Here is a 26059-nt window from a genome sequence, read left to right as displayed (position 1 = left end):
ATTGGGATTGGTATAACCTTTTTTGGAGCTTTCCATGTATTGTCCTTTTTGTAGAGCCTTAGATACCAAAGTCATTGACTCTCGTTTGGTCTCTGACGGTCATCAAGTTCGCCGTCGCCGCGAATGTCTAGCCTGTCATGAGCGCTACACTACCTTTGAAACTGCTGAGTTAGTTATGCCACGTATTATTAAAAATGATGGTTCACGTGAGCCTTTCAATGAAGATAAAATGCGTAATGGTTTAGTGCGAGCACTCGAAAAACGTCCGGTGAGTGTCGAGCAAGTCGAACTATCAATTAATAAAGTCAAATCAAAACTACGTGCCACGGGTGAGCGAGAAGTATCGAGTGAGTTGCTTGGTAATATCATCATGGAACAATTAAAAGAATTAGATAAAGTCGCTTATGTGCGTTTTGCCTCGGTTTATCGCTCTTTTGAAGATATTCGCGAATTTAGTGAAGAAATTGCGCGCTTAGGTAATGAAAAATAGATGAAAGAATTTTCAGCCGAAGATTACCGTTTTATGCAACGGGCTATAATGCTTGCCAAACAAGGACATTTTACCACCTCGCCTAATCCGCGCGTTGGTTGTGTTTTGGTAAAAGATGGTGAAATTGTCGGAGAAGGTTTTCATCAAAAAGCGGGTGAAGGTCATGCTGAAGTTAACGCGTTAGCAATGGCGGGTAAAAATGCGCAAGGTGCAACCGCTTATGTCACACTTGAGCCGTGTAGTCATTATGGGTTAACGCCGCCCTGTGCTAAAGGACTTATTCTTGCCGGTATTAAACATGTCATAGCGGCGATGGTTGATCCAAATCCTATAGTTGCTGGTAATGGTTTAAAAATGTTAGCCCAAGCGGAAATATCTTCGCAACACGGTTTGTTAAGACAAGCGGCTGAAGATTTAAATGTTGGTTTTATCAAACAAATGACCACAGGTTTGCCCTACGTCCGTTGTAAATTAGCGGCGAGTTTAGATGGAAAAACCGCGATGAAAAATGGTGAAAGTAAATGGATTACTTCCCCTCAAGCTCGACAAGATGTCCAGCGTTTACGTGCACAAAGTTGTGCGATTATCAGTGGTGCTGACAGTATATTAACCGATAATGCAAAAATGACGGTACGTTGGTCTGAGCTAGGAGAATTAAAAGCTAGTTATCAAAAGGAAGACGTTAGGCAGCCGATAAGAGTGATTATAGATACAAAAAATCGCTTAACGCCTAACTTAGCTTTATTTAATGAGCACAGCCCAATAATTTTAATTCGTCGTACCATTGAAAACATTCATCAATGGCCTCATTTTGTAAAGCAGGTGGTTTTACCTGTAGTCAATACATTAGCTAATGAACAACAGATTGACTTACATGCATTACTTCAATATTTAGCTAAGCTAAATTTAAATGATGTACTCATTGAGTCAGGTGCTCGATTAGCGGGTGCTTTTATTGAACAAAATTTAGTCGATGAATTGATTTTATATCAAGCCCCTAAATTGATGGGTGCAGACAGTAAAAGCTTAGTGAATATGACAAGCATTGAAAGCTTGAGCCAAGCAAAAGAACTAAATATAATTGATTTACGTATGATCGGCAAAGATATCCGTATTATTGCTAAACTTTTACCGTAAAATTTTAGTATGGTGTTGAGTTTTACTTGACCTAAAAATGACTTAAAGAGTGATTATGTTCACAGGAATAATTGAAGCAGTTGGTAGCATTCAAGCGATAAACATTACTGGACAGGGTGCAAGAATTGTTATTTCCACCGGTTTATTAGATATGAGTGATGTTAAATTAGGTGATTCAATAGCGACCAATGGCATTTGTTTAACCGTTGTCGCTTTTGACTCATCAACTTATAGTGCCGATGTTTCTAATGAAACCTTACAGCGTACTGGCTTTGTTGATTATCAAACAGGGCAGGCTGTTAATTTAGAAAAAGCCATGTTACCCACCACTCGTTTTGGCGGACATATGGTGTCTGGCCATGTCGACGCTGTGGTTGCAATAACCTCGATTGAACATAATGGTAATAGCCTAGAATACTGGCTTGAAATGCCAAGTGATTTAGCGCCATACATTGCCGAAAAAGGCTCTATCACGATTGATGGCACGAGCTTAACGGTTAACAGTGTCACCGATGATAAATTTCGTCTAACGATCGTTCCTCATACTAACGCGCAAACCATTATTGCTCAATATAAAGCGGGCACTAAAGTCAATTTAGAAGTTGACTTAATCGCCCGTTATATCGAAAGGCTATTAACAAAAAAAGCCGCTAGCACGGCCGAGCACCATAGTTCTGGTGTGACTCATGAACTATTAGCACGTAACGGTTTTATGAAGTAAACAAACAAGGTGGCGTTTGTATATCAAGCGCACTATTGTATTCCTCAAAATTATGAAAAAAAATTAAATAAAAGAGATGATCATGAATTTAAATACCCCACAAGAAATTATTGACGATATTGCTCAAGGTAAAATGGTCATTTTGATGGACGATGAAGACAGAGAAAATGAAGGTGACTTCATTATGGCTGCTGAAAAAGTAACCCCCGAAGCCATTAATTTTATGGCGACTCACGGTCGTGGTTTAATTTGTATGCCGATGACGGTTGAAAAATGCCAGCAGCTCAAGTTACCTTTGATGGTTGAAAAAAATGACGCTCAATTTAGCACTAATTTTACTGTGTCAATTGAGGCCGCTCAAGGAGTAACTACCGGGATTTCTGCTGGCGATCGTGCAACGACTGTATTAGCTGCTGTTGCCAAAGATGCTAATCATTTAAGTATTGTTCAGCCGGGGCATATTTTTCCATTAATAGCCAAAGATGGAGGTGTATTAAATCGCGCAGGCCATACGGAAGCTGGAACCGATTTAGCGCGTTTAGCGGGTTTAGAGCCTGCCGCCGTTATTGTTGAAATACTCAATGAAGACGGAACTATGGCGCGCCGACCAGACTTAGAAATTATTGCTGAAAAGCATGATTTAAAGATGGGCACCATTGCCGACTTAATTGAATACAGAAATGCTAATGAGACCACTATTGAACGTGTCTCTCAATGTAAGTTACCAACAGCCTTTGGAGAGTTCGATTTAACAGTATTTAAAGACACCATTGATGGACAGGCGCACTTTGCCCTAACTAAAGGTGAGATTAAAGCTGACGAACCAACACTAGTTCGTGTTCATCTAGAAAATACCTTTAGAGATTTATTATTTAGCCAACGTGAGAGTGTTGCTCAATGGCCAATGGCTAATGCTTTAGAAAAAATTGCCAAAGAAGGCGGTGTTTTAGTACTTTTAGGTAAGCATGAATCTACTGCGGAGTTAATTTCTCAAGTTGAAAAGTATGCAAAAATTGATGCGGGTGAAGTTGTTAATGAAATAAAGCGTCATGTTGGCTCTCGTAACGTTGGCGTAGGCTCACAAATCCTTTCTAACTTAGGTGTTAGTAAGATGCGCTTGTTAAGTTCACAAACTAAGTATCATTCGTTGTCAGGATTTGGTCTTGAAGTTGTTGAATATATAGCGGAATAATTAACGTTAGTCCGAGTTTGTTCATCTATAGAAATATTTTTATAGATGAACATTTAAGCTTGTGATTACGTTAAAATTGATAGCGATAACTCACTGATATTTCTCTGCCTTTTCATGGTACTTCACCGTTAAATACTCTTGGGTCGAAGACAACATAATCTTTATCCAGTAAATTTTGCGCAATTAATGAAAGTTGCTGTTTTTTATCAAGCTCATAAGTGACTTTACCTGAAATTAAAAAATACTGTTTTTGTATAAAACGGACATCATTAATTGGAGGTAGTGTTACTTCATCTCGCCAAATACCATTAACATTGAATTTCCATTGTCCTGACTTATAGCTTAAATTGGCGCTACCAAAGTGTTTAAAACTCTCGTTAATGGGGTCATCAAAGAGATGGGTGTAATTGATTGAAAAACGTAATTTTGGCGTTAATTCAACACTGGCACTGCTTTCCAAACCACTAATTTCCATATCAACATGGTTAACAAAAGTAAATTGTGCGTCGCCATCGTCAGGAACCTTATTTATAAAGTCTCGTAAATCATTATGAAAAAAGACCAGTTCACTGGAAAAATCATTATGTTGATATATCCAAACGAGCTCTGTTGTTTTGACAAACTCTGAGGATAAATTAGGGTTGCCGTTAGTCACACTGTCATTTGAATAAAGTTCGTTGTTTACCGGAGTACGAAATGACTCACCATATTGCAGTTTTAAGCTATGGTTTTTATTGGCTTGCCAAACGGCTGCGGCACGCGGTGACAGTTTATGATCAATATCTATCACATTGTCATACCTAGCCCCTAAAAATAAACTAATATTATTGGCGACTTGCCACTTGAGTTGACTGTAAATTCCATGCATTTCTTGGGCTTGATTTAACGCTTTTGTTTCAGGCATCACAGCGATAGCGACAATTTTGTCGAGATAGTTTTCATCACTAACGATAATCCGCTCTTGCTGATAATCATAGTAAGTGACGGCGTTACCCGATTGAAATTGATTAGCGCGGCGATATTCAACCCCAGAATTGAGATGAATACGTGGATTAACTATCCAACTGTGATCTAGGTTTACATCGCTTGATTGAGTGCGCCAAAAGGGCCCCACCAAAAAATCATTTTCGATAAGGCCAGACTCTTTTGCTAAGGCCATCCCAGCAGACTTGATTTCAAAGAGGCTATAAGACGCCTTAATCTCTAGCTGATGCTTGTCATTGTGCCATATCTTACTTTTACCCGATATTGAAAAGCTTTCACTGGTGTGGATATTATCGACAGAATAGCCACCAAGATTAATAAATTCATCGAGTTCATTTTCGCTGTAGCGGATGTTAAGTTTATTATTTTTATAGTGTGCACCGAGTTCTAAATAGGTATTACTATAGGGGTCTTTAACTTGGCGATTCAATGGTGAGGTATATTGATGGCCATTAGACTTCTCAATCGAAATATTACTGTGTAAACGTAAGTTTTTAGAGATCGACTTTTGCCAACTAGAGGAAAGTTGCTGATAACCTTTTTCACCTATACTTACTTTAAGCTGCTTAACTGATTGTTGAGTAATTATATTTAACACACCTAAAAAAGCATTGCTGCCATAAAGCGCTGAGCCAGGACCTCGAATAACTTCAATACGTTCAATAATATCAATGGGAATATGGGGGGTATAAACGGAAGCTTTACCAAAGGAAACTTCATTAAGTCGTTCGCCATTGAGCATAACAAGAATATAACCATTGTCTAAATAAACGCCACGTGCATGTTCTTTCGGGACTGCTCCCACCCAATCACCACGAGTCATTTGAAAGCCAGGAACAAAATTCATCACATCATAGGCATTTTTCACCCCTAATGATTCAATATCAGTGCGTTCAAAGACCGTGATTGTTGAAGGTACTGTTAGAACAGTTTCTTCAGTTTTTGTCGCTAAACTAATACGTACTTGCATTAGTTCTTTTATGCTGAGATCAAAGATGTCTTTTTCAACGACAGCAGCAAAACTACTATTAAGGGTAACAATGAAAAGACAGCTAATAATCCAAACGAAAATTTTCATATAAATTAAAAAATTAATAGCTTTGTCATTAAATTAGTTGGTTCTCCCGTGCAATGCAAGCGAAAAGCGACATCACTTCAGCCACTGGCTAGTTTTAGAAGCGATAGTAGAGATTAAAGCCTAAATTTAGTAACATTGCCTGTTCTATTTTAAGACTATCAATCGCAAAGGTAACTGAAAGCCAGTCATTTTTATATTGGATTTCTGGGGCGGTATTTTCAATATCAAATGAAATCCGTGTTGATGAATTTTCGTGTGCGATATCGAATCCTAAATAATAAAAATTTTGCTCGCCCTGTCTTTTATAACGCGCTAGATAACTTATTTGCTCGCTGTGATGATAAAAACCGATAAAGCTTAATTGTTTAGGTAACTCAAACTGATGTTTGCTGGTTGTTTCTTTACCACGATAAACAGGTAAGTAGGCGACCCCGCCAACACTATTAATAAAAGTACCATCGGTATCTATGTTGCCCGCACTAAAGCCAGATTCGTCAACGGTAAAATGGTTATAGATATCTTTTAAATCAGCGTTAATAGAGAAGTATTGGCTTAGCTGCCAACCTAAATGAATATCAATCGTTATACCTGTGCCATCGGCATCCCAATCGTTACTATTGCGGCGTTTTAAAAAATTATTGGCAGTATAAAACTCATCTAATTGTGCAATGGCAGATATATTGCCATTAAGGTCACTTGCAAGGGTACCCGTTAAGTTAGACTCCCTCGTGACATTTAAGTCCCAATAACCGACACGTATTTCACTACTAAAGTTTTCAAATTCATATTTATAGCCGACACGTAAACCATTACTACGCTGATGGAATAACTTTAATGCGATATGATATTTTTCTTGTGTGTCGAGTGCTAAATCGTTTCTGTCTAAATAGAATACTTTTGCTGTATCGGGATTTGAATAAACAAAATAATCATAGCGTTGTGCAACACTCAATGACAAGTGTTGCCAATAACTGCTCATACCCACTTCATTTTGTGTAAAACCGTCACTGGCATTTTTTTCTGGTGATTGTCGCCAGTTGTCAGTAATCAGTTGCTTAACGGGTAAAATATTACTAAATGATTGGCTTGTGGTAAATACTTCAACTTTTGTTGAAGCTTGAGAAAAAGTGGATAAAAATATCAATAGTAATAAAAATAAATAATTAACGTTCATTAATTTCCTTAAGTTCTAGCGGTGTTTTCCATGATATTTATTGTAGCTAAACAAAGGTTAAGTTTAATAAAACAACTTAACTTATAAGTAAAAAAATACCAGTCACACACATGACTGGTATTTTATCTCTACTCTTTATTTAGCTAATAATGGAGGTTACAATGTTTCGGTTGTTTCATCGGTAAATATAAACCAAATCACACCATCACGATCTTCTATATCTGCAACTTTAGTGGCTGAAGAACCTACTACAATACTACCAATAACATCGGATGTTGAATCTTCCACATCATTCATTATGAGTAATACACCTTCGCTGTTATTTACACTAAAAGCGCCTTCTTCATCAGTTTTCATATGGGCAACAAACTTACGCATATTCTGATCGCCAGGCAATTTGTAACTCATTTCAAGATCGAACTTACCGTCATCAAAAGCGGTACGTTGACCTGATAGCATTAAGTTTACTTGGTAATCACCTAAAGTTGCTTCTAATGAGAGCGCAGCACTTAAATCTAAGAAGACATCTTCGTTTTCTAATGATTCATCACTATCTGGATGCGTGTTAACACCAGAAAAGGTTGTACTACCTATAACTATTGAAGCAATATCTTCGGTTGATAGTTCTGCTTCCACTGAACCTACACCGTCGATATATGTTGTTAAGTAAGATCCTCTTCCATTCACTATAAACTGCTTATAAGCTTCTAAAGCATTTGTTGTTGAAAAAGGATTAAAAGGTATCTGCCAATGAAGTTCAGCACTATCCCAAGTATCAAATGCATAAAAAGGATTCTCTATTAAAGCGATACCATCTTCATCAACTAATACGCCTTCTTCATTGATGTAATCGCTATATGTGTATGATTGAGTAAAGTAATCAGCTAAACCATCATTATTTTCATCAATAGGAGTGATTCGAACTAATAGATAAAACTCATCGTCTATACCAAAAGAAGCGTGTCGGTTTATTAAGAGCTCTTCTACATCTAAATCAACATCATTCGTTGAAAAAGTTCTTATATCTGTAACCTCGTCTCCGATATTACTTGTTACATGGCGAGTAAAGGTAAAGTTAGCCGTGTTCGTATAATCAACACCATAGACTCGAGTATAAGTATCGTCTTTTACAGTAACTGTGTTGTTGTCATCACTCACCGTTATTGTAAATACATCTTCAATTGGCAAACTCGAAGTAATATTTGCAGCAATTACTGTGACCCCCCCTTCAGCGATTGCAGAATAATCATTATCGCTAAAGAAAACTGATGCACGAGCACCTGTCGTTAAGTTAGTTTCAAGTTCATTACGCTCAAATGCTTTAATCTCAAATATAAATGCATCTGCTGCATTCGCTATTGAAGCGGGATACATTCTATGTGCTTCCATCAACTCTTCAAATGTATCATAGCTACTTGAGCCCCATTCAGGTGTTACTAAATCATGAACTTCACCCTCATTATTAACTAAAGCGTAATCGTCATTGATTATAGAACCCGAATAGCCTTTCCAAGTGTAACTATCAGCAACGCCATCACCATTATCATCATTTGGAGTAACTGTTTCGAAGAAAGCCCATTCGTCTAAATTGGTTGCAGTATCAAAGCCAGACATTGTGCCATATGTTCGAGGGATTCGTGTTGTAGTGTTGACTCGATGTGGTGTTTCAGTAGATTGATCTGGATTCCAAATTGTTTCTTCGCTACTCCAAGCACCTTGTGTGTCATGAGAGGTAAAAACAAAAGTATAATCGACAGGTTGAGACATTAACTCTGAAGATATTGCATTCAGAGTGTTTTTATCATCAGATACGGTAATCGTATACATATCGGCAACCGGAGCGCCAATGTATTTAAATTCAGGAGCTTCGTAATTTTCTAAGTTTTTAATGTTAACAGTTAAAGTTGCTCTAATTAAGTTACCTTCTAACGAGCTAAACCCACCACTTAAGGTTAGCATTTCTGGAAGAATATTAGTTTCGGTACTCTTTAAGTATCGATCAACTTCACGCATAGGGTTACCATTTTCATCCCTAATAATTATGTAATTTTCATCTCTTGCATATTGTTCAACTGCATCTAAAACATGTGATTTAACCGGCATTAGCTTAGTTTTAATCATGCCAGTAAAAGCGACGGGGTCTATTACCGTATCACTTGCTTTTTGTTCTAAGATAACTTCAAGCGATAACTCCCCAGAGGTTATTTCTCCTGCGTAGGTATCATCTTCAAGTGAGGTTCGAGTGATCGCACTATCAAGGTTAACTTTTGCGAAGCTACCTTGAGTTAACGATAGCATGACACCCGCTGATTCAATTGAACCATCAAGGTTTAAAACAATGCTCAAGCCGTCTTCAGCAAAAACAGCAGAAGCATTTAAGCTGATTTTTTCACTACCTGAAGTGGCACTGATTTTAAATAATATGCCGCCATTAGCCGTTTCTTCATCAAGCGTTATAGAACCTACCGCACCATCAATACTCAAAAATGGGCCTATTGGGAAGGTTCCCTCCGTAATGGTGCCTGCTTCATACCTTATGCCCATTTCTGATAAGGCGTCGGTAACGTCTGCTAGTAATAAAAAGCTCGCTGCTTCAGCCTCAACCATTAAACCAGCACTATCAATGAGCTCGATGTACTTGTCGCCTTCGGTGGCTATACCGGTATTGGCTTCTTTACCCACTTCAAATAAATGACTAAAGAGACGTACATCAGCAACCATAGCTTTTGCTTTAGCAATAGCATCACCTGCTGTTGGTACTTCTGTTTCAGGCTCACTGCGGCCATCTTCATCTTCATTGGCCTCTTCATATTCTGATTGGTTTTCTAAGGTGATTTCTTGTTGGTCAAGCTCGCTCAGTATTTCACTGTTATCTTGGCTTGATAATATTGGATCTGCAGCTATCGCTTGAGCTGCAGCAGCGGCGACATCGCCAGCACTATCAAGAACTTCAACTAAAGACAGTTCAAAACCTTCATCGTTATCATCTTGATGTACCAATAATGCGCCATTGTGTTCGACTATATCTTCAATAACATCGGCTAATCTATCCGATAAAACACCCGTAGCATTTTCTTGACCGGCAAACAAAGCAGACATAATGCCAGCATTGATCAAGCCGTAGCGTAACTCATTAACATTATCTTCACCTGCAACACTGGCTGCATTTTCGACAGCCGTAGGCTCAAGTGTCGTTAAACTGCCCATAATATTAAAAGCATTGGCAATAATAGAAGAGTGCGCTTGTATTGTCGTTTCACTAACACCGCTTTCATCGGCTTCTATAAGTGCTGCGGCTAAATGGGTGAGTGCTGAAATATTTACATTTGCGGTCCCTGCATTATCACTCCCTACGGTTGAAATCGCTGATAAGACTAAGGTTGGATCAACAGTGGCTAGTGCTATTGGGGCGCCATGGGCTAATTGACCACAACCTGCAGGAGCATCACATATCATCGTGGTGTTTTCACCTACAGATAATTCTACTTTGATAGCGCCGTCGTAATCTAAAAGGGTAATGGTATAGCTACCATCATCTTCAGTAATAATTGAAGATGCAGCTAACTCGTCATCTTCAAGTTTAACCGCTTTTCCGTCAACGTATTTATAAACAGTAACCACAGCGTTTGCTATTGTGCCTTTTATCGCTTTACCTTTGACAACGGTTTGTATGAGGACTGGAGCAGGTGGTGGTGCTATTGTAGGGGGGTTAGTACTAGAGCTACTGGAGCCACCACAAGCGGTGAGGGCTGAAATTAGCGCAAGAGAAATAATATTTTGAGTGAATTTCATTAAATAATCCTTATTCATATATGAGAAATATATCACGTATATTATTTAAGCAGATAAAGACAATTTTTTAAAGAAAAAACAATAATTAGTCGTAATAATCTAAGAATAATTAGAAGGAAAGAGAAGGGGGGATAAAGGTTAAGTCACTAATAATTAACTATTATTAGTGACTTTTGGTGGGCGTTTTAACAATATTTAGCGTTCAATAAAATGGGTTATTTTATCAATAATACCTTTACTATCTAAACCAAGTTCTTGATGAATCTCTTGTTGGGTACCATGCTTGATAAAGGTATCAGGTAAGCCAATATTTAATATTTTAATCGCAACACCTTGGCTTAGTATATATTCATTGACTGCTGAACCTGCGCCACCCGCAATTGCATTATCTTCAACGGTCACAATAATACTATGGCTTTTTACAATGTGGTCGATAAGTGTTACATCAAGCGGTTTTATAAAACGCATATCAATGAGCGTAGTATTTAATTGCTGAGCCGCTACTTTAGCTTCATCAAAAGTACTACCAAAGTTTAAAATGGCAACCTTCGGCTCAGCACTATCAGTGGTTGTTTCTAAAATAGTTTTTGCTTTACCTATTTCAATTGTCTCGCTGATGTCAGGTAAAGGCGCACCGTTGCCTGACCCTCTTGGATAACGAACAGCCGCAGGACCATCATGCTTAAAACCCGTGCTAAGCATCAATTGACATTCTCGTTCATCCGATGGTGCCATAATAACAATATTTGGAACACAACGCATAAAGCTTAAATCAAATGAGCCTTGATGAGTTGGCCCGTCTGCGCCAACAATACCGGCTCGGTCAATCGCGAACAAAACGGGTAAGTTTTGGATCGCCACATCATGAATGAATTGATCGTAACCACGCTGTAAAAAGCTTGAATAAATAGCGACTACCGGTTTTTTACCGCCAATAGCGAGACCTGCAGCAAAAGTTACCGCGTGTTGTTCTGCAATCGCGACATCAAAGTACTGCTTAGGAAAGCGCTGACTAAATTCAACCATGCCAGAGCCTTCACCCATGGCAGGTGTAATGGCTATTAGTGAATCATTATTTTCTGCTGTTCTGCAGAGCCAATCACCAAATATTTTTGAATAAGTAGGTAAACATGGCTTACTCTTTGGCAAACTCGTTTGTGCGGGATCAAATTTAGGGACAGCATGATATTTTATCGGGTCTTGCTCTGCTGCGTGATAACCTTTGCCTTTTTTCGTGGCAATATGAAGGATTTGAGGTCCTTTTAAGTTACGCATATTAGTAATGGTATCAACCAAACCATTGACATCATGACCGTCGATAGGGCCAATGTAATTAAAGCCTAACTCTTCAAAAAAGGTACTGGGTACAACCATGCCTTTTAAATGTTCTTCGGCACGACTTGCTAATTCTTTAATAGGTGGAATACCCTTAAGTATGCGCTTACCACCCTCGCGTATTCCTGTATATATACTTCCAGATAACAATCTAGCAAAGTGATTATTCAATGCACCAACATTTTCTGAAATTGACATTTCATTGTCATTTAAAATAACCAGCATATCGCTTTTAATATCACCAGCATGATTTAACGCTTCAAAAGCCATACCTGCTGTCATTGCGCCGTCACCAATAACAGCAACAACTTTACGATTTTTGGCTTCTTGTTCTGCAGCAACAGCCATACCGAGTGCTGCAGAGATAGACGTGCTTGAATGGCCAACACTTAATACATCATATTCACTTTCTTCACGCCACGGAAAAGGGTGCAAACCATCTTTTTGACGAATAGTATGCAGTTGATCGCGCCGACCCGTTAAAATTTTATGTGGATAAGCTTGATGGCCAACATCCCATATAAGGTGATCAAAAGGCGTTTTATAAACATAATGTAATGCGACCGTTAATTCTATTGTGCCTAATCCAGAAGCAAAATGGCCACTACTTTTACTTACAGAACTTAATAAGTAACTACGCAGTTCTGTACTGGCCTGAATTAGCTGGCTTTTATTTAGCATGCGCAGATCGTCAGGAGAATTTATATTGGCCAATAAAGGGTAGTCGGCAAGATTTATAGTCATATTTATTTTGTTTATTCTTTAAATTGCAAGAGCAAGATCAATGAGCGCGTTTGATAATAAACGTCGCAAATTGAGCTAAGTTATCTGTATTGTAGGGTAAAGTTGCTAAAGCTTGAAGTGCTTGTTGATATAAGTTGTCAGCTTTTTGCTGAGCGCCCTGTAAACCTAATAGCGCAGGGTAGGTACTTTTATTAGAGGAAACGTCTGAACCTGCTGGTTTTCCTAGTTCTTCTTCACTAGAAATAATATCAATTATATCATCGCGCACTTGATAGGCTAAACCAATATGATCAGCATAAATGGCGAGTTGGTGCTTTTCATCGGCAGAAATATCGTTACTTAACTCTGTAACCATGGTCACAGAAGCTTTTAACAACGCACCTGTTTTTAGTGAATGTAGTTTTTCTAGTTCAACTAAAGTGATCACTTTATCGGTCGCAGAAATATCAAGTGCTTGTCCACCGCACATGCCTTGGTAACCTGAAGCATTGACTAATTGACGGATTAAGCTAATACGTTTTGATTCAACCGCGGCGCTAAAGTTATGATTAACTAAAATATCAAAGGCAAGTGTCTGTAAACTATCACCTGCTAAAATAGCGGTCGCTTCATCAAACGCTTTATGACAAGTTGGTTGCCCACGACGTAAATCATCATCATCCATCGAAGGTAAGTCATCATGAATTAATGAAAAAGCATGGATACATTCTAATGCTGCCGCAATACCGTCAACGTCAGATAATTCAAGTCCCAGTGCATCACCGGTAATATAACTTAAATAAGGACGCATACGCTTACCACCAATTAATAAGCCGTATTGCATTGCTGATAGCAATTTTTGATCATTTATTTCATAAGCGGCTAATTTGTCGGCAAGGTATTCATTAATGCGCGTTTGATAAAAGTCGAGTTGGTATAATTGGGTCACTAATTATTACCCAAACTTTCTGAGTCAACTTCGTTTTCAAAATCTTCAAGTTGGGCTTTACCATTTTTAGTCAGTAAAATTTGAATTTTTTGTTCAGCATTTTTTAACTTTTCTTGACTGGCTTGGCTGAGATTTAAGCCGCGCTCAAAAAGGGTCATTGAATCTTCTAAACTCAATGCTCCTTGTTCTAAATTCTGAACAATAGTTTCAAGTTCTAAGAGTGATTCTTCAAAGCTTAAGTTTTCTATTTTTTTCTTAGCCATCATCGAGAGTTCAGTGATTAAATATCTAGGCGCAAATTTATACCAAACGCCTTAATTAATCAATAAACTTCAAATGCTTTTGCCCCTTAATGACTATCATATACTTTCTCTTGTCGGTCATTCTACGACTATATTGGCGCTTATATTTATCGTTAAAGCGCTGCGGTTAACGATAAATAGATAAATATAAATTGGGTTAGCTTAAATATAGCGACTAATTACTTAAGTTATTGACAATATGGGCGATAATAAAGTTATAGAGCCGTACCCCATTCATATGCCGTTTTAACTCTGCGCTTTGGATGGTTACGGGTAAATCACGAGTGTGGATAAGAATATAAGTATTCGCGTATCGTAATACCTTAATGTATTATCAAATAATACGACTATCCGTATCATTTTTTTGTGGAGACTTTTTTGTGGATATAGCAACAATATTAGGTGTGGTAGGCGCAATAGGTTTACTCATTATGGCAATGATGTTGTCTGGTGATATCGGGATGTTTATTGACGTTCAGTCAGTTATTATTGTTTTTGGTGGTTCAATATTTGTTGTGTTATCTCAATATAATCTCAGTCAATTTTTTGGAATTGGGAAAATTATAGTTAAAGCTTTTATGTTCAAAATGGAACAACCTGACGACCTTATTGAAAAATCAGTTGAAATGGCAGATGCGGCCCGAAAAGGTGGTTTCTTGGCATTAGAAGAAGCCGAGATCACCAATGGTTTTATGCAAAAAGGTGTGGATATGTTGGTCGATGGTCACGACGCTGATGTAGTTAGAGGTACTTTACAAAAAGATATTCAATTAACCTCAGAGCGACATGAAACTGGCGTTGGCATGATGATGGCGATTGCTGATGTTGCCCCTGCAATGGGCATGATAGGGACTTTAATTGGTTTGGTGGCGATGCTATCGAATATGGATGATCCAAAATCTATTGGTCCGGCCATGGCTGTTGCTCTATTAACAACGCTTTATGGTGCGTTCCTTGCCAACGTTATTGCTAGTCCTATTGCTTCAAAATTAAAGCTTAGGTTAGCTGAAGAGAAAATGAATCAAGAACTCATTCTAGATGCTATTTTAGGTATTCAAGATGGTCAAAACCCACGTGTTATCGAGGGGTTGCTTAAAAACTATCTTGCTGAAGGTAAGCGTGTTGTAAATACCACAGAAGAAGAATAACGGGAGTAATTTATGGCTGAAAAATGTAAATGTCCACCTCCCGGACTCCCGGCTTGGATGGGTACTTTTGCTGACTTAATGGCACTATTAATGTGCTTTTTCGTTTTACTTTTATCTTTTTCTGAAATGGATGTTTTGAAATTTAAACAAATCGCGGGTTCAATGAAATTCGCCTTTGGTGTTCAAAATAAGATTGAAGTAAAAGATATTCCCAAAGGCACCAGTATTATTGCGCAAGAATTTCGCCCGGGTAAACCTGAGCCAACACCTATAGAAGTTATTCAACAGCAAACCATGGAAATGACCCAACAGATGCTAGAGTTTCAAGCAGGTGATGAAACGTCTGCTGGTGGTCGACAAGAACAACGAGGTACAGAACGTGGTGGACAATCACAAAGTACTGCAGATGAAATGTCAGCCCAAGCAATGCAAAAGGCCCAAGACGAATTAGAGCAGGCTTCGCAAGAGCAAGTAAATGAATTAGTTAAAAAAATTGCTGATCAATTAGAGCAACAAATTCAAGATGGTGCCATAGAGCTTGAATCTCTCGGACAACAAGTGATTATTCGTATTCGTGAAAATGGTTCTTTTCCTTCGGGTTCTGCTTTTTTACAACCACAGTTTCGCCCTATTATTAGAGAAATAGGTGAGCTACTCAACACGGTTCCGGGTGAAATTATGGTTTCAGCACACACAGATGATCGCGGTATTAGTTCAGAGTTATTTTCTTCAAATTGGGATTTATCAAGTAAACGAGCTGTCGCTATTGCTCATGAATTGATTAAAGTCCCTGAGTTTGACCAGTCACGTTTACTGGTTGTTGGTCATGCCGATACAAGACCGGTAGTGCCTAATACTAACGCGCTAAATCGCAGAAGAAACCGTCGTGTTGAGATTTCAATTAACCAAGGTAAAGCAAAGGAAACCGAACCTGTTTCTATTATTAAATAATAAATTAAGCCGATAAATTCAACTATCGTGATGGCGTTAAGTGATGAACCCCCGTTTATTGCTTAGCGTACATTTTTCAACTTACTCTTCATTTCAACTTACTCTTTATTTCAATTTCGTGTATAATTCGCGCCATTATTTTTGTCGGCCGATTATGGCCTTTAGTCTAGTTTTATATTTAGGGTCGTTTGTTCATGAAATTCATCGTAAAACTCCAATCTGAAATTGCTGTAAAGAGTCGCCCGGTTCGTAAGCGCTTTACTAAAATTTTAGAATCCAGCATTAAAAATGTTTTACGACGTGTTGATGAGCAAATTACCACTCAGGCAAACTGGGATAATATAGAGGTTAATACTAAAAATAATTGCCCTAAAAATCGTTTGGCAGTAATTGAAACCTTAAAGTGTATACCTGGTGTTGCTCATTTTCTTGAGGTCGAACAAACGTTATACACTGATGTTCATGATATTTTTGAAAAAACCTTAGCAGCGCACCAAAAAACTATTGAGAACAAAACCTTCTGCGTTAGGGTAAAACGTAAAGGAACTCATGATTTTAGTTCATTAGAAGTTGAACAATATGTTGGTGGCGGTTTAAAAAAACACGTTGAGTCATCTAAGGTTAAACTGAAAAAGCCTGACGTAACTATCTTATTAGAAATTAAAGAACAATATTTATTTATTGTCGCTGAGCGTCATAAAGGCTTAGGCGGATTCCCAATAGCAACACAAGAAGATGTTTTATCGTTAATGTCAGGCGGTTTCGATTCTGGTGTCTCTAGTTTTCAAATGATAAGAAAAGGCACTCGTACTCATTATTGTTTCTTTAATTTAGGTGGCGCGGCTCATGAAGTTGGTGTGAAGCAAGTGAGCTATTATTTGTGGAATAAATTCGGTGCTTCACACAAAGTTAAATTCTTTTGCGTTGATTTTGAACCGGTTGTTGCTGAAATTTTAGAAAAAGTAGATAACGGACAAATGGGCGTTATTCTTAAACGTATGATGATGCGTGCTGCTGGGAAAATTGCTAAACGCGCTAAAATTAAATCATTGGTTACCGGCGAAGCATTAGGTCAAGTATCAAGTCAAACATTAACTAATTTAAACATAATTGACAGAGTAACTGATACGTTAATTCTTCGTCCATTAATTGCTTACGATAAACAAGATATTATTGATATTGCTCGTAAAATTGGCACGGAAGATTTTTCTAAAACCATACCTGAATACTGTGGTGTTATCTCTAAACGACCAACAATAAAAGCTATTTTACCAAAGATTGAAGCAGAAGAAGAAAACTTTGATTTTGATATTTTAGACAAGGTTGTCGAAGAAACCCGTATGTACGATATACGCGATATCGGTAAAGAAAGTGAAGAAGAAATTCATGCAGTTGATACAGTAGACGATCTTCCTAGCGATTCAATCGTTATTGACATTAGAAGCCCTGATGAAGAAGACGAAAATCCTCTAGAACTTGAAAACGTCAACGTTGTTCATATTCCTTTTTATAAGCTATCTAATAAGTTTAGTGAGCTAGAGCAAGACAAAGAATATTTACTGTATTGTGATCAAGGTATAATGAGTAAGCTACAAGCACTTTACTTAATTGGTGAAGGTTATAAGAACGTTAAAGTTTACCGTCCTTAATATGACTCGTTTACTCGGGTCAATATTTATCCTCAAGTGCTTTAACAGCTAACCATAGTTGAGTATTCATCGCTGTGGTTAGTTTATGTTTCTCCCCTAAACGGTGAATGTAACCGTTGATATACTCTATTTCTGTACGACGTTTATTACGCACATCAGCGCGCATCGAAGAGGTGTTTCTATTGGTGCTTTTAGCAACATTATGGATTAACTGTCGTAATAATATTTCACTTAATATTACACCTTCCTTCGTCGCTACAGCAACGACTTCACTGATAATATCTTCGGTCATTCTTTGGTAAGCTTTTTGATTTACTTCCCCATTTTCAATGTCGTTTAGTGCTGAAATAGGGTTGATCACACAGTTAATGGCTAACTTTTTCCATTGCGCTTGTTGAATGTTTTCTTGCCAGCTAAGCTGTTTCAGGCTTTTATTAAGATGTTCTAATAATTGCTTTTGCTTTATTGAGTGCAGTGTCCCATAAATAATACCCAGATCGCTATGGCCCATACCGGTATGTTTAACATGATAAGGGGCGACTTTTTTAGCGCCTTGCGTAAGTAACAAAGCCAATAAACATTGTGATGGTTTAAGTCGTGGGCTAATTTCTTCGAGAGTTCCTAAACCATTGTGGGTAAGAATCATAACTGCATCGTCACTGATTAAATGATCAACAGCTTTCAACGCATCGGTGACTTGATAAGATTTTACACAAAAAATTATAACGTCAGCACTGGCTATTAATTGGTTATCAGCCATTGTAAATGGAAAGCTTTTTGCAATATCATTCATTTCACTAAAAAGGTAATCAGATAATGTTGTTGGCGTTGACGGCCACAATGACACTAAGTTATCACCTTGTTGGTTAATTATCGCTTGAGAAAGCCGATGATAACAAAGTAAACCTATTGCACCTTGGCCAACAATAACAATATTCATCTTATCTTTTTATGCCTTTGGGCTGTTGATAAAGTAAAAAAATCCACTGAAGAACAGCAAAGAAAGATATGCCTACAACATCAGCGACAAAGTCAAAAAATTCCCCACTGCGAAAGCCTAAGTAATACTGGCTTAATTCAGTCAATGCACTATAAAAAAATAAACAAATAACCGTATTGATTAAAGGTAGTTTCATCAAACCGACTAAAATCCAAGTCAGACCAAAAAAACCAATAACATGGCCAATAGTATCTATTTGTATTTTATTAATAACGGTGGTTTTTAAATCGTCAGGGATCAAAAAAATCAGTGCTAATACCAGTAAAAAAACTAATATAATTAGTAGTTGAATGTAACGTTTCATTAAAGGGTAATTTTATGAAGTCATTAGTTTAGAATTATTCATCATAACATGTGAAAATAGCGGTTGCGATCACCTTTACCCGCTAGTGGTAATCTTGCTAAGATTGCCAACACTTAAATTATTGAATTATCGAAAGGTCAAGATCATGCCCTCAATGGATATCGTTTCCGAAATTAATTTGGAAGAAGTAAGAAATGCAACTGAAAACTGCAAGAGAGAATTAGAAACGCGTTTTGATTTTCGTGGTGTTGAAGCGAGCATTGAATGGAAAAAGCCCAATGTGGTAATAAAAGCTGAAGGTGACTTTCAAATAAAACAACTGGTAGATATGGTGCGCGTGCAGTTGGCAAAGCGTAATATCGATGCTAAAGCCCTTACCCTTTCTAATACTGAGCATACAGGTAGAACCTTCACTCAAAATCTTTCATTTAAAGAAGGTATTGAACAGCCTATCGCTAAAAAAGTCATTAAGTTAATTAAAGACAGTAAGTTAAAAGTACAAGCGGGCATTCAAGGCGATCAAGTACGAGTGACCGGTAAAAAACGTGATGATTTACAAGCGGTCATGCAATTAATTCGTGAAGGCGATCTAGAGCAATCTTTTCAGTTTAATAACTTTCGCGACTAATACAGCGCTTTCTTAATACGTTCAGCCTTTGAAGGGTGAATATCTCAATACTAAAAAACAGCACTATCGGTGCTGTTTTTTTATACGTTTACTTTTTGTTTTACCCGGTAAGTAATCTTATCTTTACAAGTACACGATGATTTTAGTGACATATTGCTTACTTTTAGACAATTAACGCTGTTGTTTTGATGACACATTAAGTAGATTAACCGCATTCTAATAATAATAAAGATTACGTTTAATGAGTGTTTCAAGAGGTGGGTTTAGTTCTCGGATTGGTTTTATCATGGCAGCGGCAGGTTCCGCTGTTGGTTTAGGCAATATTTGGGGATTCCCAACACAAACAGCAAGTAATGGTGGTGCTGCTTTTGTTTTAGTTTATTTAGTTTTAGCCTTTTGCTTAGCTTACCCTGCATTTATGGCCGAATTATTGATAGGCCGATACGGGCAAGCGAATGCAGTTAGCTCTTTAGAAAAAATGTCACGCAGTCTTTGGCAGAAAAAATTCGCCTTTTTTGTTGGTTTTGGAGGCATAGTTTGTGCGGCACTTATTCTTAGTTTCTATGGGATTTTAGCTGGCTGGATGATGTCTTATGCCGTTGAACCCGTTTTAACCTTTGTTGGTTTAAGTGATGCAGCGCAATGGGTTATTTCACAATCTTTGTGGCGTAATTTAGGCTTTACCGCCTTATTCATGGTCTTGACCGTTTTTATTATTCGCCATGGCGTTGAAGATGGTATTGAAAAATGGTCAAAACGTTTAATGCCAATGTTGATCGGTTTATTAATACTGTTAATTATTTATGTTGTTACCTTAGATGGTGCAGCTGAGGGATTAAATGCTTATTTGAACCCTGATTTTTCCCGTGTATTTGAAGCTGATTTATTAATTAGCGCATTAGGGCAAGCCTTCTTCTCTTTGTCACTAGGCACCAGTGTGATGATTATTTATGGTTCATATATTTCTAAAAAAGAGAATTTAATTACCCTAGGTGCACAAGTCACGCTTATTGATGTGTCTATCGCATTCCTAGCCGGCTTATTAATTATTCCTGCTATGTATGTTGCTCAAGCGCAAGGCGTGGCGATATTTGCTGATGATGGCAGTTTAATCAATGGCTCAAGTCTGGTCTTTACTGTCTTACCCAGTTTATTTGAAAGCATGGGTAATGTGGGCAGTTTTGTCGCTTTTGCTTTCTTCTTATTAATGTCTATTGCCGCTTTAACATCTTCTATTTCAATGCTTGAAGGACCGGTATCTTACGTGGTTGAGCGTCATGACCTTCCAAGAGAAAAAGCGACCACCTTAATTGGTATTGGTATTTTCTTATTGAGCGTGGTTATCGTTTTAAATATTGAAACTATGCTCGATTTTGTTGCCATTGCTGCTACGCAATATGGGCAACCTATTATAGCGATGCTATGTTGTGTTTTTGTTGGCTGGATTTGGCATAGAAATGATGTGCTTATGGAGCTTAAGCAAGGTCATAATAGTGCAGAGCATAGTGTGTTTTGGAAAATTTGGCCTTGGTATACCAAGTTTGTTTGTCCAACAGCGATAGGTGTCGTGTTTATTCATTCATTAAATCTTTTTTAAAACAGTAGAGTTTAAAAATGAGCATAAAAAAAGCGAGCTTAGCTCGCTTTTTTTATGTTCACAGTCTCAGTGAATTGGTTAGGATGACTATGCGTTAGTAAGTGGGATGGTGTTTTTCTTTCACCTTTGTCGTCATGCTGAATTTATTTCAGTATCAGGATGACGAAGTCTTGGCCTAGATGACGCGTTCAGTAGGGGCCGTTGCTAGCTTATATTTGGCCAAGTAAGTGACCAAGGGATCTTAATTGTCTCTAATTGTTGTTGGCAAGATTCACTTAAATATTTTTCTCCAGAAGATGGGCAAAGTACAAATTGATATTTTTCCCCATCTAAAGTGAAGCTCAGCGCGTATGCATGTAAATAACCACGTTGCTCTTGATAAGCGTCTTGCGTTGCGTAAAGTGGATCACCGAGTATTGGAGAGCCAATACTGGATAAAGCAACACGTAGTTGGTGGGTTTTACCACTTCGCGGTTTTAATAAATACAAACGCTGACCATCGCTAAGTGAATACGACAAGAACTGTGTAATCGCGGGGTTGACTTGTGTTCGTAGTAATTTCCACATGCCTCGGCGACTTTTTTCCATATCGCCTTTAATCAAACCTTGTTTTTTCTTAGGTTTTTTATCACTGATCGCCAGGTAATATTTTTCAACCTTATGTTGTTCAAATAACGTTTGAAACTGTTGCGTAGTCGCTAAGTTTTTTGCAAAAATCATTAAACCTGAAGTCATTTTATCAAGGCGATGCACCGGGAATAAATCATCAAATTTACCTTGCGCTTTTCCCTGTTTTTTAACTTGGTTGAAAAAACCTTGCTCAAGGTCGCCTTCATCATGGAAGTTAACATCGGCCGGTTTCTCTACAATAATAAAATTATTGTGTTCAAAAATTATATTAATCGATTGCACTTATGAAAGCCCTAATCCTACGAAGATATAAAGAATAATTGTGAGCACAGCACCAAATAATGCATAAGGTAATTGTGTCTTAACATGTTCGAAATGATCACAACCACTGGCGATGGATGCAACCACGGTAGTATCAGAAATAGGAGAGGCGTGGTCGCCAAATACGCCACCACCTAACACTGCTGCGACTAAAAATTCTATGGGTAACCCACTCTGTTGAGCGATAGGTACAGCAATAGGCACCAATATAGCAAAAGTCCCCCAAGAGGTTCCTGTTGCAAAAGCCATTAACGCCGCGGCAATAAAAATAACGGGTGCCATTAAAAATAACGGCAGTTCAACATTAAATAATTCACTGACATAAATACCTGTGCCCAAACCTTTTATTGCGTCACCAAAAGCAAATGACAAGACTAAAATGGCAACAGCAGGAAACATATGTTTAATGCCTGCAGCTGAGCTGAGGGTTATTTCTTTAACACTAAGGAGTTTATTCAAGGTAATTAATAGCACTAATAAAATAAAAGCGCTGATGATTGACCAAAATACAGCAAATGAGCCTGAGCCACGGCGTATGTCGCCATCACCTGTTATCCATAATAAAATTAGGGTCAGTGCTAATAACGTTAATAAAGGCAACCACATGATATAGGCTGGCGCTATTTGTTTTACAGTATCTTGTTGCTGCTCGGTTACCAAAGACTCTGCTCTTTTCATTGGACCATAAATTTTTCCGCTGTAGGCGGTATAAAAAGCCAATAAAATAGCGATTATTGCGTAAAAATTATAACTAACAGTACCGATTAGAACACCCACTGAGTCGGCAAGTTGATAATCATCAAGTAACCCTAATACATAAGCACCCCAGCCGTTTACTAATAATAAAATGCTTACTGGCGCGCAAGTTGAGTCAATTAGGTAGGCTAGCTTTGCGCGGCTCATTTTATATTTATCAAAGAGTTTCTGACTAGCCATACCAGCAGTAAACATACTTAAATTAGTATCGGTAAAAATACTGGTACCAATAATTGTCGGCAGCATACTCGCTTGTCGAGCGTTTTTGACTAAATTTAATGAGGACAGTTTTTCGATAAAACCATTAACCGCGCCTGATTTATTCATTAGGGTTACTAACGCGCCAATTAATAAACTAAAACTAACGATATAAAGGTTACTGGTAGAAGTGAATACACCACCAATCGCCAAAAAACCATCGGTTAAGCCAGTTATTATTTGCCAGTTTGTCGACATTATACTTGCTAAAATTAAACCGCAGAATAAAGCTAATAGAGCGTTTTTTCGCCAAATGGCAATCACAATAGCAACAAGTGGAGGAAGTAATGATAAAGGACTGTCTTGCATGATTTTAACTATTTTCTTATTATTATCTTATTAAGGCACTTTACCGTAAGCGCTAATGTTTAGAAACTGCTTTGTAAGAGATTCATACAAATTTGACTAGTTTTATTTTGAAAATAAAACTAGTGTATTACGGTCTAGTGCTTTTAGAAAATGAATGTTTATTTTGAGGATGTCACTTAAGATTGATTTTTAATACGATAAAGTATTGAAAAGTTAATTATTACCCTCAAATAGTCAATAGCAGCTACGCTTAATGTATTAGGGATTATTTTTGAAACTTTCTTTTGATGACTATGTAATGGCATTTAGCCAAGATGAACATTTATCTTCCTTAACAGGCATTGGGCGAGGCATAGAACGAGAAGGCTTACGCGTTTTACCTGAAGGACGTTTGTCATTAGCCCCCCACCATAAAAGCTTAGGCGCTGCGTTAACACATCCTAATATCACTACGGACTACTCAGAAACGTTATTAGAGTTTATTACACCGGTGAGTTTTGATCCCGAAACAACTATCGCACAATTACAAGATATTCAAAAATATACCTTAAGTAAAATTGATGGCGAACTGCTGTGGCCAATGAGTATGCCATGTTTTGTTGATAATGATGATGCTATACCGCTAGCAAACTATGGTTCATCAAACGTAGGTCAAATGAAAACAGCCTATCGTCAAGGGCTAAAAAATCGCTATGGTAGTATGATGCAGGTTATTTCTGGTATTCATTTTAATTTCTCATTTTCTCAAAATTTTTGGCAAAGTATGCAAAAAATTTCAGAAAACAAGGCACCGATAAATGATTTTATATCAGAAAAATATTTTTCATTATTACGTAACTACAAACGATATTGCTGGTTGATACCTTACCTTTACGGTAGCTCGCCAACTATTTGTGGTTCATTTTTGAAAAATAAAACCACCACGCTTCCTTTCAAAAAGTCAGCGAGTGGTTATATGTACCTTGAGTACGCTACATCGTTGAGAATGAGTGATTTAGGTTACACCAACAGCGAGCAAGCATCGTTGAAAATTTGTTATAACGATTTAAGTGGTTACTTAGATGGTGTACAAAATGCGATTAATTTACCTTCAGAAAAGTTTGCTGCCTTTGGTGTAAAGGTTAACGGAAAATATCAGCAACTTAACAGTAATATTTTACAGATTGAGAATGAACTTTATGCGCCTATTCGGCCTAAGCAAGTTGCTAAATCTGGAGAGAAACCCTCAGAAGCATTAAGAAATAGAGGGGTTGAATACATTGAAGTACGCGCCCTTGATGTTAATCCATTCTCTGATACGGGGATAAGCATTGAGCAAGTTTATTTTCTCGATGTTTTCATTACCTATTGTGCCTTAGCAGATAGCCCTTTATTTACTTATCAACAACAAGAAAGCTGCGATGCCAATATGGACGAAGTTGTTGTTCGAGGCAGAGATCCACTTTTACTACTCAATGATAATGGTTGTGATAAATCAGTGAAAGCCTGGGGCAGTGAAATTTTCCAACAAATGGAGAAAGTCGCAATCTTATTAGATAGTGCTTATGGCAGTGACAAATATAGTCAAGCGGTGGCCAATGAACAACAAAAATTGCTTGATCCTAATCTAACACCTTCCGCTCAATTACTCGATTGTGTGGTAAATCAAAATCAAAGCTTAACAGGCATCGCTTTACAAAAAGCACAAGACTATCGTCAACAGTTACTAGCGGCAGATTATCAGGTGTTTAATGAGCAGTATTTTATTGACGCGGCAACAAAGTCACATCAAGGACAAAAGGATATTGAAAACGCTGATAAAGTAGATTTTGATACTTTTTTAGCTGACTATTTTGGTAAATAGTCTTTAATAATTACTCGCCAGAATAGCGCGTTAGTTAACGTGCTATTCCATCTTTCACTCCTGACAATAAAACTCTTGTTCAAGTATAACCGTTCTCGTAAGACCTCACTTCCCTGTTGCGTTGACTTTACTCATTTCATTTTGCTAAATAATAAGCAAACATTTTGCTAAATAATAGGCAAAAAAAAACGCATTACTTAAAAAAGAATGCGCAATAAAAACATAATAACTAAGGGAAACATAAACACTTATAAAGTAAGAGTGTTAGTTGTGGTTTTAGTTCCATTTATTTAGCTATTTTTATTCATCGTTTTATAGGCAGAGTCGTTGGTGATTAAATCGGTTGTTGCGGATAAAATGTTGATAAAATTTTACTGGAATTTAGGCAAAAAAAAACGCATTACTTAAAAAAGAATGCGCAATAAAAACATAACTACTAAGGGAGAAACATAAACACTTATAAAGTAAGAGTGTTAGTTGTGGTTTTAGTTCCATTTATTTAGCTATTTTTATTCATTGTTTTATCGGCAGAGTCGTTGGTGATTAAATCGGTTGTTGCTGATAAAATGTTGATAAAATTTTACTGAAACGTTTACTAGAATTTAGGCAAAAAAAAACGCATTACTTAAAAAAGAATGCGCAATAAAAACATAACTACTAAGGGAAACATAAACACTTATAAAGTAAGAGTGTTAGTTGTGGTTTTAGTTCCATTTATTTAGCTATTTTTATTCATTGTTTTATCGGCAGAGTCGTTGGTGATTAAATCGGTTGTTGCTGATAAAATG

The 26059-nt window shown here is 37.5% G+C and carries 20 protein-coding genes; 10 read left to right on the top strand and 10 right to left on the bottom strand.

Features of this window, described 5'->3' with window-relative positions; genetic code table 11:
- Positions 1–34: 34 nt before the first annotated feature.
- The 4 genes from nrdR to ribBA all read left to right on the top strand — a co-directional run bounded on the left by nrdR (position 35) and on the right by ribBA (position 3540).
- Positions 35–490 (top strand): transcriptional regulator NrdR, encoded by a 456-nt coding sequence (gene nrdR / locus H4J57_RS17680; protein WP_070375859.1) that lies wholly within the window; start codon positions 35–37, stop codon positions 488–490.
- The gene (gene ribD, locus H4J57_RS17675; RefSeq protein WP_182243778.1) at positions 491–1627 is read left to right on the top strand and encodes a bifunctional diaminohydroxyphosphoribosylaminopyrimidine deaminase/5-amino-6-(5-phosphoribosylamino)uracil reductase RibD; all 1137 of its coding nucleotides are present in this window, start codon (positions 491–493) and stop codon (positions 1625–1627) included.
- A 55-nt stretch (positions 1628–1682) separates the two neighbouring features.
- The gene (locus H4J57_RS17670) at positions 1683–2348 is read left to right on the top strand and encodes a riboflavin synthase (protein ID WP_182216703.1); all 666 of its coding nucleotides are present in this window, start codon (positions 1683–1685) and stop codon (positions 2346–2348) included.
- 82 nt (positions 2349–2430) lie between these two features.
- Positions 2431–3540: a bifunctional 3,4-dihydroxy-2-butanone-4-phosphate synthase/GTP cyclohydrolase II gene (gene ribBA / locus H4J57_RS17665; protein ID WP_070375862.1), complete on the top strand. Its 1110-nt coding sequence runs from the start codon at positions 2431–2433 to the stop codon at positions 3538–3540.
- A 112-nt stretch (positions 3541–3652) separates the two neighbouring features.
- Here ribBA and H4J57_RS17660 read toward each other — a convergent pair whose 3' ends face one another.
- The 6 genes from H4J57_RS17660 to H4J57_RS17635 all read right to left on the bottom strand — a co-directional run bounded on the left by H4J57_RS17660 (position 3653) and on the right by H4J57_RS17635 (position 13838).
- On the bottom strand, positions 3653–5602 hold the full coding sequence (locus tag H4J57_RS17660) for a TonB-dependent siderophore receptor (RefSeq protein ID WP_182243777.1): 1950 nt from the start codon (positions 5600–5602) through the stop codon (positions 3653–3655).
- A 94-nt stretch (positions 5603–5696) separates the two neighbouring features.
- Positions 5697–6776, bottom strand: coding sequence for a hypothetical protein (locus tag H4J57_RS17655; protein WP_182243776.1), 1080 nt, complete (start codon positions 6774–6776; stop codon positions 5697–5699).
- 156 nt (positions 6777–6932) lie between these two features.
- Complete coding sequence (locus H4J57_RS17650) at positions 6933–10568, bottom strand: hypothetical protein (protein ID WP_182243775.1); 3636 nt, start codon at positions 10566–10568, stop codon at positions 6933–6935.
- 195 nt (positions 10569–10763) lie between these two features.
- Positions 10764–12647, bottom strand: coding sequence for a 1-deoxy-D-xylulose-5-phosphate synthase (dxs, locus tag H4J57_RS17645; protein WP_182243774.1), 1884 nt, complete (start codon positions 12645–12647; stop codon positions 10764–10766).
- Between the two features lie 37 nt (positions 12648–12684).
- Positions 12685–13575 (bottom strand): (2E,6E)-farnesyl diphosphate synthase, encoded by an 891-nt coding sequence (gene ispA, locus H4J57_RS17640; protein ID WP_182243773.1) that lies wholly within the window; start codon positions 13573–13575, stop codon positions 12685–12687.
- Entirely contained in the window at positions 13575–13838 is a 264-nt protein-coding gene (locus H4J57_RS17635) for an exodeoxyribonuclease VII small subunit (protein WP_182243786.1), read from the bottom strand. The genes ispA and H4J57_RS17635 overlap by 1 nt, the downstream gene beginning before the upstream one ends.
- A gap of 419 nt (positions 13839–14257) precedes the next feature.
- On the opposite strand from H4J57_RS17635, the gene pomA reads away from it, so the two are divergent.
- The 3 genes from pomA (at position 14258) to thiI (ending at position 17625) form a co-directional block, all read left to right on the top strand.
- Entirely contained in the window at positions 14258–15025 is a 768-nt protein-coding gene (gene pomA / locus H4J57_RS17630; RefSeq protein WP_182243772.1) for a flagellar motor protein PomA, read from the top strand.
- A 12-nt stretch (positions 15026–15037) separates the two neighbouring features.
- Positions 15038–15976 carry a flagellar motor protein MotB gene (locus H4J57_RS17625; RefSeq protein ID WP_182243771.1) on the top strand — a complete coding sequence of 313 codons (939 nt, stop codon included), beginning with the start codon at positions 15038–15040 and terminating at the stop codon, positions 15974–15976.
- A gap of 194 nt (positions 15977–16170) precedes the next feature.
- Positions 16171–17625 (top strand): tRNA uracil 4-sulfurtransferase ThiI, encoded by a 1455-nt coding sequence (gene thiI, locus H4J57_RS17620; protein ID WP_182243770.1) that lies wholly within the window; start codon positions 16171–16173, stop codon positions 17623–17625.
- Positions 17626–17644: 19 nt separating this feature from the next.
- Here thiI and H4J57_RS17615 read toward each other — a convergent pair whose 3' ends face one another.
- Together H4J57_RS17615 and H4J57_RS17610 are read right to left on the bottom strand one after the other, a co-directional pair.
- A complete protein-coding gene (locus H4J57_RS17615) occupies positions 17645–18565 on the bottom strand; it encodes a ketopantoate reductase family protein (protein ID WP_182243769.1) in 921 nt (306 codons plus the stop codon).
- A 1-nt stretch (position 18566) separates the two neighbouring features.
- The gene (locus tag H4J57_RS17610; RefSeq protein WP_182230284.1) at positions 18567–18929 is read right to left on the bottom strand and encodes a VanZ family protein; all 363 of its coding nucleotides are present in this window, start codon (positions 18927–18929) and stop codon (positions 18567–18569) included.
- A 145-nt stretch (positions 18930–19074) separates the two neighbouring features.
- Between H4J57_RS17610 and H4J57_RS17605 the strand changes: the two genes are divergently transcribed.
- Positions 19075–19557, top strand: coding sequence for a YajQ family cyclic di-GMP-binding protein (locus tag H4J57_RS17605; protein WP_182216720.1), 483 nt, complete (start codon positions 19075–19077; stop codon positions 19555–19557).
- Positions 19558–19798: 241 nt separating this feature from the next.
- Positions 19799–21154 (top strand): sodium-dependent transporter, encoded by a 1356-nt coding sequence (locus H4J57_RS17600; protein WP_182243768.1) that lies wholly within the window; start codon positions 19799–19801, stop codon positions 21152–21154.
- 204 nt (positions 21155–21358) lie between these two features.
- On the opposite strand, the gene H4J57_RS17595 is transcribed toward H4J57_RS17600, so the two are convergent.
- Together H4J57_RS17595 and H4J57_RS17590 are read right to left on the bottom strand one after the other, a co-directional pair.
- The gene (locus H4J57_RS17595; RefSeq protein ID WP_182243767.1) at positions 21359–22066 is read right to left on the bottom strand and encodes a TIGR01621 family pseudouridine synthase; all 708 of its coding nucleotides are present in this window, start codon (positions 22064–22066) and stop codon (positions 21359–21361) included.
- Positions 22067–23428 (bottom strand): Na+/H+ antiporter NhaC family protein, encoded by a 1362-nt coding sequence (locus tag H4J57_RS17590; protein WP_182243766.1) that lies wholly within the window; start codon positions 23426–23428, stop codon positions 22067–22069. It abuts the gene before it with no gap.
- A gap of 271 nt (positions 23429–23699) precedes the next feature.
- Here H4J57_RS17590 and gshA point away from each other — a divergent pair, with 271 nt between their 5' ends.
- Entirely contained in the window at positions 23700–25271 is a 1572-nt protein-coding gene (gene gshA / locus H4J57_RS17585; RefSeq protein ID WP_310733730.1) for a glutamate--cysteine ligase, read from the top strand.
- The last annotated feature ends 788 nt before the right edge of the window (positions 25272–26059 follow it).

This window comes from Colwellia sp. BRX8-7, from assembly GCF_014077275.1.
In the GTDB taxonomy this organism is placed as follows: domain Bacteria; phylum Pseudomonadota; class Gammaproteobacteria; order Enterobacterales; family Alteromonadaceae; genus Colwellia_A.
Note: the sequence above shows the minus strand (reverse complement) of the source record. Positions and strands in the feature narration are given on the sequence as shown.